Origin of the sequence: Luteitalea sp. (assembly GCF_022842525.1) — a bacterium.
In the GTDB taxonomy this organism is placed as follows: Bacteria; Acidobacteriota; Vicinamibacteria; order Vicinamibacterales; family Vicinamibacteraceae; genus Luteitalea.
The window spans coordinates 1-18494 of the sequence record NZ_JALHPM010000135.1 but is presented as its reverse complement, the minus strand read 5'-3'; the positions used below and the strand labels follow the sequence as shown (position 1 = coordinate 18494).

At 70.3% G+C, this 18494-nt stretch carries 19 protein-coding genes; 3 read left to right on the top strand and 16 right to left on the bottom strand.

Annotated elements, in window-relative coordinates; genetic code table 11:
• Positions 1–166: 166 nt before the first annotated feature.
• From Q0C41_RS22050 to Q0C41_RS22040, 3 genes are read right to left on the bottom strand one after another with little or no spacing between them, the layout of a single operon-like run.
• On the bottom strand, positions 167–418 hold the full coding sequence (locus tag Q0C41_RS22050) for a hypothetical protein (protein WP_291987514.1): 252 nt from the start codon (positions 416–418) through the stop codon (positions 167–169).
• Between the two features lie 59 nt (positions 419–477).
• A complete protein-coding gene (locus Q0C41_RS22045; RefSeq protein WP_291987513.1) occupies positions 478–1815 on the bottom strand; it encodes an MFS transporter in 1338 nt (445 codons plus the stop codon).
• Positions 1812–4250, bottom strand: a complete 2439-nt coding sequence (locus Q0C41_RS22040) for a M28 family peptidase (protein WP_291987512.1) — start codon at positions 4248–4250, stop codon at positions 1812–1814. Before Q0C41_RS22040 ends, Q0C41_RS22045 begins: the two co-directional genes overlap by 4 nt.
• A 453-nt stretch (positions 4251–4703) precedes the next feature.
• Here Q0C41_RS22040 and Q0C41_RS22035 point away from each other — a divergent pair, with 453 nt between their 5' ends.
• Positions 4704–5351, top strand: coding sequence for a PEP-CTERM sorting domain-containing protein (locus Q0C41_RS22035; protein ID WP_291987511.1), 648 nt, complete (start codon positions 4704–4706; stop codon positions 5349–5351).
• A gap of 55 nt (positions 5352–5406) precedes the next feature.
• On the opposite strand, the gene Q0C41_RS22030 is transcribed toward Q0C41_RS22035, so the two are convergent.
• Positions 5407–6978, bottom strand: coding sequence for a sulfatase (locus Q0C41_RS22030; RefSeq protein ID WP_291987510.1), 1572 nt, complete (start codon positions 6976–6978; stop codon positions 5407–5409).
• 272 nt (positions 6979–7250) lie between these two features.
• On the opposite strand from Q0C41_RS22030, the gene Q0C41_RS22025 reads away from it, so the two are divergent.
• A complete protein-coding gene (locus tag Q0C41_RS22025; RefSeq protein WP_291987509.1) occupies positions 7251–7898 on the top strand; it encodes a PEP-CTERM sorting domain-containing protein in 648 nt (215 codons plus the stop codon).
• A 66-nt stretch (positions 7899–7964) separates the two neighbouring features.
• Here Q0C41_RS22025 and Q0C41_RS22020 read toward each other — a convergent pair whose 3' ends face one another.
• From Q0C41_RS22020 to hisI, 8 genes are all read right to left on the bottom strand, one after another.
• Entirely contained in the window at positions 7965–8651 is a 687-nt protein-coding gene (locus tag Q0C41_RS22020; protein ID WP_291987508.1) for a HisA/HisF-related TIM barrel protein, read from the bottom strand.
• 149 nt (positions 8652–8800) lie between these two features.
• Entirely contained in the window at positions 8801–9559 is a 759-nt protein-coding gene (gene hisF, locus Q0C41_RS22015) for an imidazole glycerol phosphate synthase subunit HisF (RefSeq protein WP_291987507.1), read from the bottom strand.
• Positions 9559–10365, bottom strand: a complete 807-nt coding sequence (locus Q0C41_RS22010) for a hypothetical protein (RefSeq protein WP_291987506.1) — start codon at positions 10363–10365, stop codon at positions 9559–9561. Before Q0C41_RS22010 ends, hisF begins: the two co-directional genes overlap by 1 nt.
• Positions 10362–10949, bottom strand: coding sequence for an imidazoleglycerol-phosphate dehydratase HisB (gene hisB, locus Q0C41_RS22005; RefSeq protein ID WP_291987505.1), 588 nt, complete (start codon positions 10947–10949; stop codon positions 10362–10364). The genes Q0C41_RS22010 and hisB overlap by 4 nt, the downstream gene beginning before the upstream one ends.
• Entirely contained in the window at positions 10934–12007 is a 1074-nt protein-coding gene (locus Q0C41_RS22000) for a histidinol-phosphate transaminase (RefSeq protein WP_291987504.1), read from the bottom strand. The genes hisB and Q0C41_RS22000 overlap by 16 nt, the downstream gene beginning before the upstream one ends.
• Positions 12004–13404 carry a histidinol dehydrogenase gene (gene hisD / locus Q0C41_RS21995; protein WP_291987502.1) on the bottom strand — a complete coding sequence of 467 codons (1401 nt, stop codon included), beginning with the start codon at positions 13402–13404 and terminating at the stop codon, positions 12004–12006. The genes Q0C41_RS22000 and hisD overlap by 4 nt, the downstream gene beginning before the upstream one ends.
• 2 nt (positions 13405–13406) lie before the next feature.
• Positions 13407–14291: an ATP phosphoribosyltransferase gene (hisG, locus tag Q0C41_RS21990; protein ID WP_291987501.1), complete on the bottom strand. Its 885-nt coding sequence runs from the start codon at positions 14289–14291 to the stop codon at positions 13407–13409.
• A gap of 2 nt (positions 14292–14293) precedes the next feature.
• On the bottom strand, positions 14294–14605 hold the full coding sequence (gene hisI / locus Q0C41_RS21985; RefSeq protein WP_291987500.1) for a phosphoribosyl-AMP cyclohydrolase: 312 nt from the start codon (positions 14603–14605) through the stop codon (positions 14294–14296).
• A gap of 419 nt (positions 14606–15024) precedes the next feature.
• Here hisI and Q0C41_RS21980 point away from each other — a divergent pair, with 419 nt between their 5' ends.
• The gene (locus Q0C41_RS21980) at positions 15025–15381 is read left to right on the top strand and encodes a hypothetical protein (RefSeq protein WP_291987499.1); all 357 of its coding nucleotides are present in this window, start codon (positions 15025–15027) and stop codon (positions 15379–15381) included.
• A 71-nt stretch (positions 15382–15452) separates the two neighbouring features.
• Here the strand turns inward: Q0C41_RS21980 and Q0C41_RS21975 are convergent, their stop codons facing one another.
• The 4 genes from Q0C41_RS21975 to Q0C41_RS21960 all read right to left on the bottom strand — a co-directional run.
• On the bottom strand, positions 15453–16283 hold the full coding sequence (locus Q0C41_RS21975) for an endonuclease/exonuclease/phosphatase family protein (RefSeq protein ID WP_291987498.1): 831 nt from the start codon (positions 16281–16283) through the stop codon (positions 15453–15455).
• Complete coding sequence (locus Q0C41_RS21970; RefSeq protein WP_291987497.1) at positions 16280–17218, bottom strand: dihydrodipicolinate synthase family protein; 939 nt, start codon at positions 17216–17218, stop codon at positions 16280–16282. The genes Q0C41_RS21975 and Q0C41_RS21970 overlap by 4 nt, the downstream gene beginning before the upstream one ends.
• Positions 17219–17229: 11 nt before the next feature.
• The gene (locus tag Q0C41_RS21965) at positions 17230–18156 is read right to left on the bottom strand and encodes an ABC transporter permease (protein WP_291987496.1); all 927 of its coding nucleotides are present in this window, start codon (positions 18154–18156) and stop codon (positions 17230–17232) included.
• On the bottom strand, positions 18153–18494 hold a 342-nt coding region (locus Q0C41_RS21960; RefSeq protein ID WP_291987495.1), incomplete at its 5' end, for an ABC transporter permease subunit. The genes Q0C41_RS21965 and Q0C41_RS21960, both read right to left, overlap by 4 nt.

The window sequence follows — 18494 nt, the reverse complement described above, 5'->3', positions numbered from 1 at the left end:
TGCATCCGGCGGTTCTACGCCACCGTTTTGCCCGGCGCAAGGCCGGCGAGCAGGCCGCTCACCCGCCGAGTGGCCCGCGCAGCCGGCCCGAGCTGCCCACGCTATTCCCGGAAGGACCAGAATTCAGAATCCACAATGAAGCGCGCAGCGGGCAACGCCACTGCGGTCAGCGCCTTGGCGTGAGGAAGCGGATCCAGCCGACTACGACGCACGCAGCGACGGCCACGAATAGGACAACAAAACAGGCCGCGAGGTACCTGGTGGGCCACGTGGCCGGCCACAGCATGAATGCCGCGAAGAAGAGCATCACGGCGGCACCGGCGGTGGCCTGCACCAGCCGGAACGATCGCTCCGGTATTCGCGCGACCCTGTCGACCGTCAGCTCGACTACGCCGACCAGTGTGTCGATTACTGGCATGGGCATCGGTCCTGTGTCAGCGAGACGCACCCCGGATGAATGGCGGAGTGTGCCCCGCGCTACATTCTGAATTCTGAATTCTGAATTGCTCTTTGCCCGGCTTCGACGTCCACGCGCGACAGGATCAGCGCGCCGATGATGAAGTAGGCGATCACCGACAGGATCGCGCCGCGGCTCGAGCCGGTCATGGCGATCGCCGCCGCGAAGGTGAGCGGGCCGAGGATGCCCGCCGTCCGCTCGGTGACGGCGAAGAAGCCGAAGAACTCCGACGACCGCTCGCGCGGAATCATGCTGGCAAACAGCGATCGTGACAGCGCCTGGCTGCCGCCCTGCACCGTGCCGACCAGGAGGGCCAGCAGGTAGAAGTGCACGGCCGTCTGCATGTAGTAACCGAGGATGCTGATGCCGGTGTAGACCGCGAGCGCGAGGAAGATGGCCCGCTTGGCGCCGATGCGGCTCGCCAGCCAGCCGAAGATGAAGGCGAACGGCACGCCGACGAACTGCACCAGCAGCAGCGCCGCAATCAGGTGTTCCTGCGCGATGCCGAGCTGCGCGCCATACAGCGACGCCATGCGGATGATGGTGCCGATGCCGTCGTTGTAGATCAGGAACGCCAGCAGCATCAGGAACGCCTGACGGTACGTGCGCAGGTGTGTGAACGTGTGGCGCAGATCCGCCAGCGCATGACGCGTGGCCTCGCCGATGGAATCGCGCCCGCCGCCCGCCAGCGCCGGCTCCGGCACGCGGCGCATCAACGGGATCGAGAACACGAACCACCACACGCCGACACTGAAGAACGCCAGGCGTGTCGCTACGCCGGCGTCTGGCAGGCCGAACAGCGCTGGCTGCAGAATCCACGCGAGGTTGACCAGCAGGAGTAATCCGCCGCCGAGGTAGCCCAGCGCGAAGCCGGACGATGACACCGTGTCGAGTTCGTGCGGCGCGGCGATGTGCGGCAGCAGCGAGTCGTAGAACGCAATCGACCCGCTGACGGCGATGTTGGCGACCATGAACAGCCCGATCGCCAGCGCCCAGTCCCCCTCCCCGATCATCGCCATCGCCATCGTCGCGATCACACCGATGACCATGAAGATGAAGAGGAAGCGCTTCTTCCAGGGGCGATGGTCGGCAATGGCCCCGAGCACGGGGGCCATCACCGCGCCGATGGCCAACGCGATGGTCGTCCCCATGCTGAAGTTGAACGCGGCGGTCTCCGGCGACAGGCCCTTCGCCGCGACGTTGTTGAAGTAGATCGGGAACACCGCCGCGACGATGGTCGTCAGGAAGGCGGAGTTGGCCCAGTCGTAGAAGGCCCAGGCGCGCAGTTCCGGTCGACCGAGGCCGAGCCGGGCCAGCCAGCCGGGTCGCGCGTCGACGGTCACTCCGGCGGCACTCATCGCGGCACCCCGCCCCCACTCGGCGGCTGCGTGCCGGGCGTCGCGGCAGGCGTCAGTGGCACGGCCGTGGACGGCGTCGCCGACGGCAGCGGCATCGTCGTCATCGGCGAGAGCGGCGCCGGCGCCTCCTGCGACTCGTTGACCGCGATCGGCAGCATCACCACGTGCTGGGTCATCCAGGTGGTGTTGGGCGTCTGCAACCAGCGCGGCAGGCGTGTGCCCGGCTCGGCCTGCGGCACCGTGAGGCGCGAGACCCACACCTCGGTGGCGGCCAGTCGATCGGCCTGGCTCGCCGACACCGTGGCGCGCCAGATCAGGCCTTCCGCGGGCACCGACGTGTGCCACGCCTGCCAGCGACCGCCGCGCGTGCGACCGACGAGGGTCGATCGGGTCGGCACGATCGACTCGGGCAGCACGATCCCGACCGTCGACCACTCGGTGGAGAGCGGCGTGATGGTGACCTCGATGTCGGCATCGCCCGGGCGCCGGATCACCGAGGCCGTCACGCGTCCGGGCGCGTCCGTGGCGGGCATCGGCACGACACCGCGGAACAGATGCGCCTTCGGGTGCAGCTCGGTGAACGTCCCCGTGCCGGTGGCGGGCTGCCATGCGACATTGGCCGGCGCGCCGGCCCCGATGTCCACGCCCGGCTCGTTGCTCGAGAGATCCCAGTGGGCCTTGCCGCGGACGCGGTCCTCGAGGAACAGCACCGAGCGCTGCTGCGGACGTTCGGCCGTGTACGCTGCCGCCGCCCACGCGAAGAGGCCGGTGCCCACCAGGGCGAGCATCAGCGTGCCCGCCGCCACCCCGTGCCCGAGGCGCCACCGCCCGCGGCCGACCAGCACCGCCAGCATCGGCGGCCACAACAGGATGCCCGCGAAGAAGAACACGGCGGGGTACACCCACGTCGGCGTCACGATCGGCAGCCGCCCGAGCAGCGTGACGACGAAGGGCAGCAGCGCGATCAGGTCGGGCACCCACAGCACCCAGGTCACCAGCACCACGCCCGCGCTCGCCACCCGCATCGGCCACGTCCCCGTGAACAGCAACGACGGCATCACGAGCAGGACGACGGCGGCCAGTGGCAGCGAGACGGTGTACGACGCGGCAGGCGCGTAGAGCAGCGCCAGCACGAGCAAAGCGATCCACACGGGTAGGGCGGCGAACCACACCCCCACCGGCGTGCCGTCCGGCTTCAGGCCCGGTGGCACGATGGCCGCGATCCGGCGCACGAGCCAGCTCACCGTCACCACCATCACGGTCATGAACGCGAACAGCCGCCACGGCGCCGCGAACCACGGGTGCAGTTCGGCGCGTCCGGTGCGCACGAGCCACACGCCCGCGACCAGGGCCCCGAGCACCGCGCCCGCGGCAATCACCGCCCAGGCCACCGTCGTCAGCACCCGGCCCAGGCCGGTGGTGCGCAGCAGTCGGCGCACCATCACGAGCCACGACGCGACGCCGAGCACCACCACCAGCCAGCCCGCGACGACGCCGTTGCGCAGCGACCACACGAAGGCCTCGCGATCGAGCAGCGACACGTACATGGCGGGTGACGGGTCCGCATCGAGTGACGGGCGCGTCTCGAGCCCATCGACGACGTCGAGCACGACGTGGCCGGCCTGCGCCAGCACCCGATTCGTCACGCGGTCGGCGCGGTCGCGATCCGTGTGGTACGTGTAGCCGTCTCCGGCTGCGGCGAAGTTGATCCCCGACACCCCCGGCATCGTCTTGAGCACGGAGAAGTCGGTGTCGTTCGGGAGGGCGTCGTAGATTGACTGCATGTACGAGCCGCCGCGCGGCCGCGACGATGCGCCCCAGGCGCGCAGGGCCGGACTGGTGCCGGGGCCGGTCTCGAACAGCACGAACGGCCCATCGGTGCCGATGGCCTCGAGGTTGATGAAGGTCTTCAGGCGGGCGCGCACTTCAGGGTCCTGCATCAGCGCGCGGGCGCCCATCAGCCCGTGTTCCTCGCCGTCGGTGATGAGCAGCATCAGCGAGTAGCGCGGCGACGTCCGCGCTCCGAGCACCCGTGCCGCCTCCAGCACCACCGCCGTGCCGAGCGCATCGTCTCCGGCACCGGGGCCCCAGGCGACCGAATCGTAGTGCGACACCAGGCCGATGGCTTCGCGCTGCTGGCCGGGCTTGATGGCGATGAGGTTGGCCACGCGCGTGGTGACGCCCGCCTCGCGCCACTCGGCGTCCGTCTCCTGGACGCGCACTTCGTAGCCGTAGAGCTGCAGAGTCTCGATCAGGTAGGCGCGTGCCTTCTCGTTGGCGGGGGTGCCGGTCCAGCGGCTGCCCGAGGCAGTGAGCCGCTCGACGTGGGCGCGGGCGTTCTGGACGTTGAAGCGATCCGCGCGTCCGCAGCCGGCGGCGAGCAGGCCGACGAGCGCGATCAGCGTGACGGGACGGCGCCACGAGGGCTGGGGCATGCGGGGGAGCGTAGCAAAGAAGAATGCTGGGATGCGGGAATGCTGAAATGTCGGGGGCCCGAGGCTCAGGGCTCAGAAGGTTGAAGAGGGAAGGAAGAAGACAGAGGTACTCCGGAGCGCCTGTCAGGCAATGACCACGAGGTGGCGTGACTCGGCTGCCGGCACCGGTGCTCCCGGCAACGGCAAAAGTCCTGCCGCCACGGTGCGCTGTGCATGGCGCGAGGTCGCGTGCGCCGCTCCAGGAATGTCCACGGAGAGGCGACTTTAGGTGTCCTCATGGGGGCGAGACATGTGCGCGAGCTGCATCGGCCGAGAGACGACACCTCAACCCCCGAATGGCTCAGTTGGAGCTGATTTTGCATCTCTCCGTGGCACTCGCCCTGTTGCTCGTTGCCCCGGGACTCCACGCCGTCCGCTACGCCTGCGTCGCGCCGGCCTCTCGCTGAGGTCACCATGTCCGCACGTCTCCGCGCCTTCGCTGGCGCCCCGCTCGCGCTGGTCGTCACCCTCCTCACGGCCGCCCCCGCGCACGCGTCGGCGATCTACGCCTACACGGGCAATCCGTTCACGTCAGTGGGGCTCGCTGGCCCCACGGCACCGGCCGACCCCTACACCACGGCCGACCGCGTGACCGGCTTCATCGAACTGGCCAGCCCGCTCCCGGCGGGCCTGAGCCCCCTCACGCCACTGGCGCCCGTGGCGTTCAGCTTCTTCGACGGCGTCAACACCATCACCGAGGCCAATGCGACGTTCGCGAGCTTCGAGGTGGAGACCAACAACGTCGGGGCCATCGTCAACTGGCTCGTGAGGGTCTCGGCCAACGCGGCCGTGGTCGGTGGTGGGACGCGGCAGAGCATCTTGACGTACAACTCCGTCGCGTTGGTCCAGGACGGTGCGCTGGACGGACGGTGCGGACCCGATTCGTTGGTGGGAGGCTGCGCCCTCTACGGCGACCCGTCCTACAGCCAGACAGCCAGCAACGCCGGTGCACCAGGCGTCTGGGCACTGCGAACGTCCGTGCCCGAGCCCTCGTCGATGCTGCTGATCGGCGTCGCCCTCGCGGGCGTCGCCGCGCGTCGCCGCGCCACCCGCGCGCACTGACGACGGCCATTCAGACCATGCCGTCGATGCCGACAGGCGTCGACGGCCGCTAGGGTCACCGGGTCGGGCACTTCATGTCGGCCTTGCCCGGGCGCGGTCGCTGGCGCCCCGGAAGGGGCTGCGCCGTCTCGCGGTCGAACTCATCCGGCGTACGACACGCGGGCATCGCGTCATCGGTCTCGCGCCGCCACACGTCCAGTCGCTCCCGCAGGTCCGCCAGCGTGGCGGCATGACGCGGGTCCGTTGCCAGGTTGTCGATCTCCTGCGGGTCGGTGACGACGTCGTACAGCTCCTCGGCAGGACGCGGCTGCACGAAGATGCGCGCCTGCAGGGGCGTCAACCTGCCGTCCTTGCGCAACCGGCGCATCGCCTCCATCGTCGTACTGCGCCCGGCGTCGGCGGAGGGCGTGCCCGCCAGGTCCGCATAGTCGTTGCGGATGTACTTGAACCGCTCGGTGCGCACGGCGCGCACGCGATCCTCGTAGTCGTGCCAGTTCTTCTCGGCGAACACGTCGGTGCGCGTCCTGGCTGCCGGGTCGGTGAGCATGGGCACGAAGCTCCGGCCCTGCACGGTCGGCGGAATCGGCACGCCAGCCAGTTGCAGGATCGTCGGCGCGAGATCGACGCTGCTCACCAGGCCATCGGCGACGAGGCCGCGCCCGATGGCCTTCGGCCAACGCGCAAGCAACGGCGTACGAATCCCCGTCTCGTACATCGTGGTCTTGGCACCAGGGAAGGGCCTGCCGTTGTCGCTGATGAACAGGATCAGCGTGTCGTCGGCCACGCCCTGTCGTTCGAGTTCGTCGATCACCTTGCCGACGTTGTCGTCCAGCCGCGAGATCTCGTCGTAGTACAACGCCAGTTCCTGCCGCACCTCCGGCGCATCGGGCAGGTGCGGCGGCACGATCACGTCAGCCGGCCGGTGCGGTTGCGGGATGCTCTTCTCGGCGTAGTCACGATGCGGGTCGAGCGCGGCGAGCCACAGGAAGAACGGCCGGTCCTTCGGGCGCTGCCGCAGCAGCGGCAGCCAGCCCGCCGCGCCGCTGTCGTCGTCGGCCAGCATCTTGCCCGTCTTCGGATCGGTCTGGAACCCCGCCTCGCCAGGGTCGTCCACGACGTCGAAGCGATTCTTGATCGCCTCGCCCATGTGCCACTTGCCGGAAGCGCCCGTCCAGTACCCGGCCGCCTTCAGCTTCTCGACGAAGGTCACCTGCGCCGCCGGCAGCGGCCAGTGCAACTGCTCCGCATCGGTGGTGTGCGGGTACCGTCCGGTGATCATGCTCGCCCGGCTCGGGCTGCACGACGAGATCGTCACGAACGCCCGCGTGAACCGCATCCCCTCGCGCGCGAGCCGGTCGATGCTGGGCGTGCCGACCTTCGGGTTGCCATACGTGCCGGTGTCGTCCCACGCGAGGTCGTCGGCGATGACCAGCACGACATTGGGGCGGTGTGCCGGCTGCGCCTGCACCGGTGCCACGACGTGCAGCAGGACGACGAGGCAGCACCAGAGACGAGCTCGGGTGCTGCGCCAGGTGCGAGTGGCTGGGTCGGGCGCGGTCTCCGACCGCGCCGTTGTCCCGGCGCACACGACGAGAAGGCGAACGAGCGCGCGGCGCTGCAGATACATGGATGCCGGGAAGCCTACCAGCCTCCGGCCCCGCCGCAATGCCCTTGATGAGCTGACTCTAGCAGGCGCAGATGCGGACGGCCCGGCGATCTACACCTACAACGGCGAGCGTACCAGCCGCGGCGTGCTGTCGAGAAACCTCGACGACACGACATCGAATGGTTCGGTTGGCGACGAATCTGCGTTTCCTCAAGCGCACCCTTGTGATCGTTGCACCCGGGCTTCCACGCCGTCCGCCACGCCTGCGTCGCGACGGTCTCTCTGAGGTCACCATGTCCGCACGTCTCGTCGCCTTCGCTGCTGTCCCCCTCGCGCTCGTCGTCAGCCTGCTCACGGCCGCTCCGGCGCACGCGTCGGCGATTTATGCGTACCAGGGCAACCTGTTCACGTCCCTGACGATTGACATCAACGGCCCCGGCCCGGTCGACTTCTATGCGTTTACCGACCGCGTGACTGGCTTCATGGAACTCGCCAGCCCGCTCGCGGCGGACCTGAACTCCCTCACCACCCTGGCGCCCGTCGCATTCAGCTTCTCCGACGGCGTCAACACCATCACCCATGCCACCGCAACGGTCTCGAGCTTCGCTGTGGTGACCAACGACGTCGGGGCCATCGTCCAGTGGTACGTGTTCGTCTCCGCCTTCGCGCCTGCGGACGGTGGCGGGACGGTAAGGAACATCAGCACGTCCAGCAACGTCTCGCTCCAGGTCCAGGATGGTGTGCTGGACCGGCTGTGCGGCCCCACCTCGACGTCGCAAGGCTGCGTCCTCGGCGGCACCCCGTACTACACGCAGACCGCCGGCAACGCGGATGCGCCAGGCGCCTGGACACTCCGAACGCCGGTGCCCGAGCCCTCGTCGATGCTGCTGATCGGCGTCGCCCTCGCCGGGTTCGCCGCGCGCCGCCGCGTCCGCCGGTAGACGGGTGACCGTCGCGCGCCGAGAGAGGTGTAGCCGTCGGGCATGACTGCCGGACACGTCCGGCAGCTACACCGGCAGCCTGAGGGCCAGCCGACCCGTGTAGATGGCCATCCCCACCACGGCGTCGACGCCCATCGCGTCGAGCTGGTCGATCTCCTCCTGCGTGGTGATGCCACCTGCCGCGACGACGCGGCGGGTGGTCGCCTCGCGGACGGCGCGCACGGCATCCATGGGGATGCCCTGCATCAGACCTTCCGTGTCGACGTTGGTGTAGAGGAACTCGTCGCAGAACGGCTCGAGCGCCTGCGCGGCCTCGACGGCCGTGACCGTCGTCTGCTCTTGCCAGCCCCGGATCGTGACGACGCCCTGCGAGCTGTCCACGGCGGCGATCACGTGCTCGCGGCCCACGGCGTCGGCCAGCCGCGCCGCGAACTCCAGGTCCATCTGCCCGTCCTTGAAGAGTGCCGACGACACGATCACGTGCGTGGCGCCGAGCGACAGCACGTGCTGCGCGCGCTCGATCGAGCGGATGCCGCCGCCGACGCGGCAGGCCTTCTCGGCGCAGATCTTCTGCATCAGCGGCTCGTTGGCGCCGCGCTCCATGGCGGCGTCGAGGTCGATCAGCTGCACCTTGGGAAACGGGCGGAACTTGTCCACCCAGGATTGCCAGTCGTCGGTGGCCAGCGCGAGGCGCTTGCCCTGGACCAGTTGCACCACCTGGCCGTCGCGGAGATCGATAGCGGGAATCAGCATCGGGAATCGGGAATCGCGGATCGAATGGATTGGGGAGGGCCGGCTATCCCAGCCGGCCGTCTGCGCAGACAGCGAGACGTCGGCAGTGTGCTGCGTGAGTCCTGAGCCGTGAGCCTGCCTTGTTGAGCCTCCAGCCCAGAGCCCAGAGCCTATCTGAGTCTGACGGGAATGCCCTGCGCGTCGAGGTGCGCCTTGAGCTCGCTGACGGCGTGCTCGCTGAAGTGGAACACCGAGGCGGCCAGCGCTGCGTCGGCGCAGCCTTCGGTGAAGACGTCGACGAAATGGCCGAACGTGCCGGCGCCGCCCGAGGCGATCACGGGGATGCTCACGGCCTGCGACACGGCGGCGGTCATCGGCAGGTCGAAGCCGCTGCGCGTGCCGTCCTTGTCGATCGACGTGAGCAGGATCTCGCCGGCGCCGCGATCGGCCGCCTCGCGGGCCCACTCGACGGCATCGCGGCCCGTGGGCGTCGATCCGCTGCGCACGTACACACCGAACCGATCGCCCTCGAGCGTCGCGTCGATCGCGACCACGACCGCCTGTGATCCGTAGCGACGCGCGAGCGCAGTGATCAGCGCCGGGTTCGCGACCGCGGCACTGTTGATGCTGACCTTGTCTGCACCCGCCTCGACGGCCGCGGCCGCATCCTCCTCGGACGCGATGCCGCCGCCCACCGCCAGCGGGATGAACAGCTCCTTCGCGACGGTGGCGACCGTGCGGGCCATCGTCCGCCGCTTCTCGAGCGTCGCGGTGACGTCCAGGATCACGAGCTCGTCGATGCCTTCGACGTTGTAGCGCTTCGCGAGCTCGGCCGGGTCGCCCGCGTTGCGCAACCCCTCGAAGTTGACGCCCTTGACCACCTGCCCGTCGCGCACGTCGAGGCACGCGATGATTCGTTTGGACAGCATCAGCGCACCCCTCGGCCTTCGTCGTTCGGTCGGCCTTCGGAGGACCCGGCTGCCCGGTGCCCGGCGCCCGATGCCCGCTCCAGAGCCACGTCGAGAAAGTTCTTCAACAGGCGCAGCCCCGTCTCGCCGCTCTTCTCGGGATGGAACTGCGCCCCGAACACCAGCCCTCGTTCGACGACACTGGCAAACGGCACGCCGTGCTCGGTGGTGGCGACGGTGGCGTCGCTGTCGGGAGCGACGTACGAGTGCGTGAAGTAGGCCTGCGCCTCGTCCTCGATGCCCGCAAGCAGCCGCGACGGTCGTCCGGTCTGCTTCAGGGCGTTCCACCCGACATGCGGCACCTTCAACGAACCGGGCACCGGGTTCCGCGTACCGGTCACCGGGTCCGACGATGGGTAGGGCCGGGTCTCCGACCCGGCCGCGTCCTCCGATGCAGCAGACGGCCGGTTCGGAGACCCGGCCCTACCCGAATCGGCCGAGGGATCCAGCTTCACGCATCGCCCCGGCAGCACGCCCAGCCCAGGCACGTCCCGCGCCTCCTCGCTGCCTTCGAACAGCCATTGCTGGCCGAGGCAGATGCCGAGCAGCGGCACGCCGGCGTCGAGGCGGGCGCGGATGGCCTGGTGCCAGCGGGCATCGAGCGCTGCCGTGGCTTCGAAGTGGCCGACGCCGGGCACGATGATCGCGTCGGCGCCCTCGAGATCGGCCGGCGCCTCCGGCGTCAGGATCTCGGCGCCGAGCGCCGCGAGCGCCTTGCGCACCGACGTCAGGTTGCCGGCCTTGTAGTCGATCAGGGCGACGATCACAGCAGGCCCTTCGTGCTCGGCAGCATGCGCGCGAGCTGCTTGTCCTTCGCGCACGCCACGCGCATGGCCCGCGCAAACGCCTTGAACACGGCCTCGATCCGGTGGTGGCTCGACCGGCCGTACATCACCTTGACGTGCACGTTGGCCCGCGCCCCCTGGGCGAAGCCCTCGAAGAAGTCGTGCAGCAGTTCCACCTGCAGGTCGCCGACCAGACGCACCCGTACGCCCAGGTCGACCACCGCGTGCGGCCGGCCGCTCAGGTCGATGGCGGCGATCGCCAGCGTCTCGTCCATCGGCATGAGGAAGTAGCCGGCACGGTTGATGCCGACCTTGGTGCCGAGCGCCTGCGTGAACGCCTCGCCGAGGGCGATGCCGACGTCCTCCACCGTGTGATGCTGGTCGACGTCGAGGTCGCCATCGGCCTTCAGCTTGAGGTCGAAGGCGCCGTGGCGCGTGAACAGCTCCAGCATGTGGTCGAAGAACCGGATGCCGGTGGCCACCTCGTAGCGGCCCTTGCCCTCGATGCCGAGCGTGATGTCGATCTTGGTCTCGCGGGTGTGCCGCGCGATCACGCCTTTGCGCACAGGATCTCCTCCATGGCCTCGATGCACGCCCGGGTGTGGGCGACGATGCCGGTCGTCACGCGCACGCAGCCCTGGCAGCCGGGCTGCCGGTCGCGATCGCGGATGTAGATGTGGCGCGCCTCGAGCCCCTCGAGCAGCGCCTGTCGCCGCTCGCCAGCCCGCACCAGCACGAAGTTGGCGTCGCTGCGCACGTACGTCAGTCCCCAGCGGTCGCACGCCGCGTACAGCAGGCGCTTCGACTCGGCGACCTCCGCGCGATAGGCGTCCATGTAGGCCTGGTCGGCCAGCGCCGCTTCGAGTGCCGCGACCACGAACACGTTCAGGCTGTACGGCGGCAGCATGCGACGCAGCCGCGCGATCACGTCCTCGCGCGCCACCAGTGCCCCGACACGCATGCCGGCCAGTCCGTACGCCTTCGCGAACGTGCGGCCGATGACCACATTGGGGTACGTGTCGAGGTGGGGGATGACGCTCTCGCCGCCGAACTCGACATAGGCCTCGTCGAGCAGCAGCACCGCGCCCGCGGGCAGCAGCGACGCCAGCCACGCGATCTCCTCCATCGTCAGCGACACGCCGCTCGGGTTGCCGGGGCTGGCGACGAACAGGGCCCCGGTGCGCGGCGTCACCGCGGCGGCGATGGCGGCGCGATCCAGCGCGAGATCCGGTCCGGGCATCACGCGCACCACCGTGCCGCCGACGGCCTCGACCGCATCCGCGTACATCCCGAACGCCGGCTCGAGAATCACGGCGTCTGACGATGACGGCCGGCTCGGAGAGCCGGCCCTACCCCGCAGCTGCGCCATCGCGACGGCGAAGATGCCCTCGTCGAGGCCGTTGGTGAGCAGGACGCGCGACGACGGCACGGCGAGGTGGTTGGCGACGGCCTGCGTCACCCGGGTGTAGTCGGGGTACTTCGCGATCGTCTCGCGCGTCACGGCCGCGATCGCCGTCGTCACCGCCGGCGAACAGCCGCCGGTGTGTTCGTTGAGGTGCAGGCGCAGCGCGTCGGCGGGGGCGTCGGCGCGGTCGTACTCGTAGGTGTTGGGCGTGCTGCTCATCGCCTGGCCCGACGAGAGGGTGAGGCTGACGGCCGGCTCGGAGAGCCGGCCCTACCCGCAGTCGTAGCCGTCGAGCTTGCTCGACGGTCAGTGATCTTCGACGTGGCCCGCGCCGCCTTCGACGTGGCCCGTCCCACCTTCGGCGCCACGCCCAACCGCGCGCGGATGGACGCCGCGTGCAGGCGCAGTCCCTCGGCATCGGCCAGGGTCGCCGCGGTCGGCCCGACCAGGGCGATGCCCTGCCGGGTGAGCTGCTGCACGCTCGACACGCGCACGAAGTCCCAGGCGTGCAACCCGCCGCGGAAGCGCGCGGCGCCGCTCGTGGGCAGCACGTGGTTCGATCCGATGGCGTAGTCGCCGGCCGCCTGTGCCGTCCACTCGCCGACGAACACCGACCCGGCCACCGGGATCATCGCGCCAATCGCCGCCGTCTCCACCACGAGGTGCTCCGGCGCGATGCGGTTGGCCAGCGCCGCCGCGTCCTCGATCGTCTTTGTCACCACGATGGCGCCGTTGCGCGCCAACGCGGCGTGGGCCGGGCTGTCGGTGGCGTTCGCGCCGGCGAGCTGCGCCTCGACCGCGCGCGCCACCTGCGTCGCCAGTCGTCGCGACGGCGTCAGGAACAGCGCCCGCGCGTCGACGTCGTGCTCGGCCTGGGCCAGCAGGTCCGCGGCAATCCACTGGGGGTTGCCAGCGGCGGCGACGACGACGATCTCGCTCGGTCCGGCAAAGAAATCGATGGCGCAGTCGCGCGAGACGAGTGCCTTCGCCAGCGCCACGTAGGCGTTGCCCGGGCCGACGATCTTGTCGACGCGCGGCACGCTCTTCGTGCCGTACGCCATGGCCGCGATGGCCTGCGCGCCTCCCAGCTGGAACACGCGATCGACGCCAGCCTCGATCGCCGCGGCCAGCACCGACGCATCGGGCCGCGGGCAGCACACGATCACCTCGCGCACGCCGGCGGCGCGCGCCGTCACCGCGGCCATCAGCAGCGACGACGGCAGCGGATAGCGGCCGCCCGGCACGTAGCACCCGACCCGCTCGAGCGGCACCACGCGCTGCGACACCTTCACGCCTGGCGCCACCTGCGTGGTCCACGAGGGCGGCACCTGCGCCTTCGCCACCATCCGGATGTGCTTCGCCGCGGCGCGAATGGCGCGACGCACGGCGGGCGGGCAGTCCTCGGCGCCCCCGTAGATCTCGGCCGGTGACAGCTCGACCGGACCGTCGAGCGCATCGAACTGCCGCGCGTACTCGACCAGCGCGCGATCGCCGCGGGCGCGCACGCCGGCGATGATCTCCTTCACGGCCGGCTCGATCCGGCCGTGGTCGTCCGGGGTGCGATCCAGCAGACGACGGAGCGCCTTCGTGTCGGTGGACTCCAGTATCGGCAGCATGCTCACATCACGATCTTGTTGAGGGGGTACTCGACGATGCCCTCCGCGCCGGCGGCCTTGAGCCGCGGGATCAGGTCGCGCACCGTCCGCTCCTCGATGATGGTGTTGACGGCCACCCACTCCTCGTCGCTGAGCGACGAGATGGTCGGCCGGCGCAGCGCCGGCACCAGCTCGAGCAGGCGCGCCAGCCCCTCGCGCTTGACGTTGAGCATCAGCCCGACGCGGCCCTGGGCCTCGATCGCCGCGCGCAGCAGCAGCGCGATGTTCTCGATCTTCGTGCGCTTCCACGCATCGCCCCACGCCGCCGGGTTGGCGATCAGCTGCGTCTTGGACTCCATCACCGTGTCGATGATCCGCAGCCGGTTGGCACGCAGCGTCGACCCCGTCTCGGTGGCCTCGACGATGCCGTCGGCCAGCACGGGGGGCTTCACCTCGGTGGCGCCCCAGGAGAACTCGACGGTGACGTCGATGCCCTTCTCCTCGAAGTAGTGCTTCGTGACCTGCACCAGTTCGGTGGCGATGGTGCAGCCGGCGAAGTCGGCCGGCGTCTTGAAGCGCGAGTCTTCCGGCGCCGCCAGCACCCACTTCACCGTGCCGAAACTCTGCTTCGAGTACACCAGCTCCTGCACGGGGACGACTTCGGCGCGCGAGGCGATGAGCTGCTCGGCGATCCAGTCCTGGCCCGTGAGGCCGGCGTCGATGACGCCGTCGGCGACGTACCGCGCCATCTCCTGCGCCCGGATCAGCATGCACTCGAGCTCGGTGTCGTCGGTGCCTGGAAAGTAGGAGCGGGAGCTGACGTAGATGTTCCAGCCGGCGCGGGCGAACAGCTGCACGGTGGAATCCTGCAGGGAGCCCTTGGGGATCCCGAGGCGGAGGGGCGGCATGACTAGGCGATCTCCTGGGTGAAGCAGCTGACGGTGCCGAGGTGGCAGACGAGCCCGTTGCCCTCCCGCTCGACGCGGGCGAGCACCGTGTCGGTGTCGCAGTCGGTGAGCAGGCGCACCACCTTCAGGCGGTTGCCGGAGGTCTCGCCCTTCATCCAGAGGGTGTTGCGGGTGCGGCTGAAGAACGTGACGAACCCGGTCTCCCGGGTGCGCCGCAGGGCCTCGTCGTTCATGAAGCCCACCATCAGCACCTCATTGCTCGCATCGTCCTGCACCACGGCGGGCACCAGCCCGTGAAACTTCTCGAAATCCATGTGATTCCTCTGACGGCCGGCTCGGAGAGCCGGCCCTACCCACCGAGCCGCGATTGCCGGTTCCCGGTTCCCGGTTCCCGAGAGAATCCACGCCCAAACACACGAAAGCCCCGCCGGAAAGACCAGCGAGGCTGCAGGGGGCGTGCTGTTGTTCGGGTATCGCGAACGTGTGTTCAGCAGGCGCGCAGACCATCACCGGTCCCACGGAGGTGGGCATGGTGGTGATGGTGATGATGCTGGCTGCGGCACGCCATGACTCGGAAAGCGTAGCCGGGGACCGGCGGCAGTGTCAATGCGTCCGAGTTGACAGATCCGCCCCGACCTGAGCATCGTAGGGCGTTACGAACACTGTTGCGCGACCGATTTCCGGGCCAGCTGGCCTCGGCGATGCGCGTCGCCACTCGACCAGGAGAGAGACAATGCGCAAGTTGATGCTGGGAATCGCCGCGGTGAGCCTTGCTTTCGGGACGGGCCTGTCGGCCGAGACCAAGACGGTGTCGGGCGTCCTCGTGGACGTGATGTGCAACACCAAGCAGGGCACCGAGAAGGCGACGGGCGCCGCCCATGCCGACTGCGCCGCGGCCTGCGCCAAGAAGGGCTCGCCCCTCGCGGTGGCCAGCGACAAGGGCATCTACGAGGTGGTCGGTGCCTGGACCGAGAACAAGAACGAGAAGCTGATCGAGTTCGCTGGCAAGAAGGTCGTGGCCACCGGCGACGTGACAGAGAAGGACGGCAAGATGATCATTGCCGTCTCCGAGATCAAGCAGGCGCGGTAAAGGACAGGGGGCGGCCCACGTGATGGGTAGGGCCGGCTCTCCGAGCCGGCCGTCCGCGGGCCAGCCCCTGCTTACTTCAGGCGCAGCGTCGCCACCACCGGCAGGTGGTCCGAGGCGTCGGTCTTCAGCACCTCGGCCGACACCGGCTCGAGCCCCCGCACCAGCACCCAGTCGATTCGCGAGCGCGGCGCCTCCACGGGAATCGTGAAGCCGTCGCCCGTGCCCACCGCGGCCCACACATCGATCAGCTTCGTCGTCAGGCGCGTCCACGTGGCGCTGCCGGGGACGTCGTTGAAGTCGCCCATGGCCACGACCGGCCCGGAACCCCACGCCTCGATCATCGCGAGCATCGCGTCGGCGCTGTCCCGGCGCTGGGCATCGGGACGACGGGCGTCGAGATGCGTGGTGAGCACGAGCACCTGCGTGCCGCCGACGTCGATCACCACCTGCAGCACGCCGCGCTGCTCGCCGCCATCGGTGTTGGGCAGCAGCCGGTTGCCCTCCGAGACGATCGGGCGCGAGGTCAGCAGGGCGTTGCCGTAGTCGCCGCCCTGGTGGTCGATGTTCTTGCCGAACACGAAGCGCAGGCCGGCGAGATCGGCGATTTCCTTGAGCAGGTCGCGCCGACCCGACCGCTCGACGCCGCGATCCACCTCCTGCAGGCCCACCAGATCCGCGCCGCTGTCCTTGATCACCTGCGCCACGCGCGCGACATCCAGCTTCGCGTCGACGCCCTCGGCGTGATGGATGTTGAAGGTCAGCACCCGCAGCTCGCGCGACCCAGTCGGGGCTGCCGGGGTCGCCGGCGCCGCCTGTCCGCTCGCCTCGCGCCCGCCGACCGCGAGCAGCGCCAGCGCCACCACGCCCGCGACCACGCACCCACGTCTGTGGCGGGCGATCACGAGCGGCTCTCCGCCGCCGCGTCCGGCGTGCCGCGGCGACCGATCAGCGTCCATCCGGCAAACACTTCGAGCTGGCGCATCAGTCCTCGCAACTCCTCGATCTCCGGCGATCCCACCGGCTCCAGCGGCAGGCGCGGCGTGCCGGCCGCATACCCTGCGAGGGCCATCGCCGCCTTCAACCCCGCCACGCCATGCTGCACCGTGACCGCCTTGGCCAGCGGCGCGAGCGCCCGCTGCAGCGCCAGGGCCTTGTGCAGCTGCCCGGTCATGACGAAGTCGTACAGCTGCACGGTGAGGTTCGGCGCCACGTTGGCGACGGCCACGATGCTGCCGGTGGTGCCGCTCAGCAGGGCCTGATACATGATGCCGGCCACGCCCGTGAGCACGCTGAACCCGTCGGGCACGCGCGCCAGCACGTCGTTGACGTGCGCGACGTTGCCACTCGAGTCCTTGAGGCCGACGATCTGGTCGTGGCGGGCGAGGGCGGCCACGGTGGGCGCGGCGAGCTCGGCGCCGAAGACGGCCGGCTGGTTGTACAGCAGCACCGGGATGGGGCTGGCATCGGCCACGCGCTCGTAGTGGGCGAGCAGCACCTCCTGCGTCATGAAGCGCGTGTAGCAGGTCGGCGGTCGCACGAGCGCATGGGTGGCGCCGTGGTCACCGGCCCGCTGGCAGGCGTCGATGGTGGCGCGCGTCGAGTCGCAGCCCGTGCCGGCCAGCAGGACACGGCCCGCCGGCATGGCGTCGCGCGCGATGCGCACCACGCGATCGGCCTCGGCCGGGTCCACGAGGAACGACTCGCCGTTGGTGCCGAGCACGAGCAGGCCCGTCAACCGGGTCTGCATGAGCGCGCCGACCGTGTCCCGCAGGGCGCCCTCGTCGAGGGCGTCCTCGGTGAACGGGGTGGGCAGCGGGGGAATGACGCCGCGGATCATGGCCGCCATTATCACCGCGCCCCGTCGTGGCCGGCCCGGCCGGCGAGCAGGGTGGCACCCAGCGTGACCAGGGCGATGGCCCCGGCCGGTGCCAGCAGCCACGGCGCGTGGCGCAGGGCGAACGGCTGCGCGGCCTCGATCAGCATCGTGCCCCAGGAGGGCCTCGGCTCGGCAAAGCCCAGGCCGACGAACGACAGCGTGGCCTCGGCCAGGATGAACGCCGGCAGCAGCAGCAGCGCCTGCGTCGCCACGACCGGCAGGGCGGCCGGCAGCAGATGCCGCCGCAGGATCCAGGTCGGCGTCGCCCCGGCGGCTTCGGCGGCGAGCACCGACTCGCGCGTGCGCTCCACCGCCGTCACGGCCCGCACCGCGCGGGCGACGATGGGCCAGCCGGCCAGGGTGAGGACGAGCGCCATCAGCGTGAAGAGCAGCGTGAAGGGTGGCGCCAGCGGCAGCACCGCCCGCAGCACCAGCACCACGTACAGCACCGGCCACGCGATGAACAGATCGGCCACGCGCATGAGGATCGTGTCGGGCCAGCCGCCATGGCCGCCGGCGACGAGGCCCAGCAGCGCGCCGAGGCCGACGGCGCCGACCAGGCCGGCCAGGGCGAGGCCGAGCGACAGGCGGGCGCCATGGAGCAGGCGGGTCCACTGGTCGCGGCCGAGCGAGTCGCTGCCGAGCGGCAGCAGCGGCTCCGCGGGGTCGGTGCTGCGCACGAGCGTGCCGTCGAACCAGGCGAGCGGCAGGCGATCGTCCAGCGTCCGGTAGGTCGGGGGCAGGCGTTCGACGAGCGCGCGGCGCGCCAGCGACGGCGGCGCGAGGGCCAGGTCCGGGTGCTGCGACGACACGTCGCTGGTCGCGAGCCACGGCGCGGCGACCGCTGCCAGCACCAGCAGGCCGAGGATCGCCGTGCCTGCACGTCTGGCCGCACTCATGGCGTCGTTGTCCTTGCGGCCAGGTCGGCGAGCCGGCCCTCCCCGAGCACGGCGACGCGCGGGTCGAGCCACAGCTGCAGGGCATCGGCCGCCACGATGACGAGGGCGACGATGAGGGCGACGGTGGCGGCGCAGCCGGCAGCGAGATTGACGTCGCGGGCCTGGAGCGCCTCGAACGTCAGCAGGCCCAGACCGCTCTGCGAGGTCACGAGTTCGATGGCGAGCGCGCCGCTCAGCATCTGGCCGGCGCGGGTGCCGGCCACGCCGAGCACCGCCGGCAGCGACAGCGGCCAGGCGTGGCGCCAGGTGATGGTGGCGCGGGGCACGCCGCGGGCGCG

Coding starts and splice junctions, on each gene's coding strand:
- hisI (WP_291987500.1), bottom strand. CDS start 14,605: ATGGATTTCGAGAAGTTTCACGGGCTGGTGCCCGCCGTGGTGCAGGAC.
- Q0C41_RS22035 (WP_291987511.1), top strand. CDS start 4,704: ATGTCCGCACGTCTCCGCGCCTTCGCTGGCGCCCCGCTCGCGCTGGTC.
- Q0C41_RS21965 (WP_291987496.1), bottom strand. CDS start 18,156: ATGAGTGCGGCCAGACGTGCAGGCACGGCGATCCTCGGCCTGCTGGTG.
- Q0C41_RS22045 (WP_291987513.1), bottom strand. CDS start 1,815: ATGAGTGCCGCCGGAGTGACCGTCGACGCGCGACCCGGCTGGCTGGCC.
- Q0C41_RS22025 (WP_291987509.1), top strand. CDS start 7,251: ATGTCCGCACGTCTCGTCGCCTTCGCTGCTGTCCCCCTCGCGCTCGTC.
- Q0C41_RS21980 (WP_291987499.1), top strand. CDS start 15,025: ATGCGCAAGTTGATGCTGGGAATCGCCGCGGTGAGCCTTGCTTTCGGG.
- hisG (WP_291987501.1), bottom strand. CDS start 14,291: ATGCCGCCCCTCCGCCTCGGGATCCCCAAGGGCTCCCTGCAGGATTCC.
- Q0C41_RS22030 (WP_291987510.1), bottom strand. CDS start 6,978: ATGTATCTGCAGCGCCGCGCGCTCGTTCGCCTTCTCGTCGTGTGCGCC.
- hisD (WP_291987502.1), bottom strand. CDS start 13,404: ATGCTGCCGATACTGGAGTCCACCGACACGAAGGCGCTCCGTCGTCTG.
- hisF (WP_291987507.1), bottom strand. CDS start 9,559: ATGCTGTCCAAACGAATCATCGCGTGCCTCGACGTGCGCGACGGGCAG.
- Q0C41_RS22040 (WP_291987512.1), bottom strand. CDS start 4,250: ATGCCCCAGCCCTCGTGGCGCCGTCCCGTCACGCTGATCGCGCTCGTC.
- Q0C41_RS21970 (WP_291987497.1), bottom strand. CDS start 17,218: ATGATCCGCGGCGTCATTCCCCCGCTGCCCACCCCGTTCACCGAGGAC.
- Q0C41_RS22020 (WP_291987508.1), bottom strand. CDS start 8,651: ATGCTGATTCCCGCTATCGATCTCCGCGACGGCCAGGTGGTGCAACTG.
- Q0C41_RS22050 (WP_291987514.1), bottom strand. CDS start 418: ATGCCAGTAATCGACACACTGGTCGGCGTAGTCGAGCTGACGGTCGAC.
- Q0C41_RS22000 (WP_291987504.1), bottom strand. CDS start 12,007: ATGAGCAGCACGCCCAACACCTACGAGTACGACCGCGCCGACGCCCCC.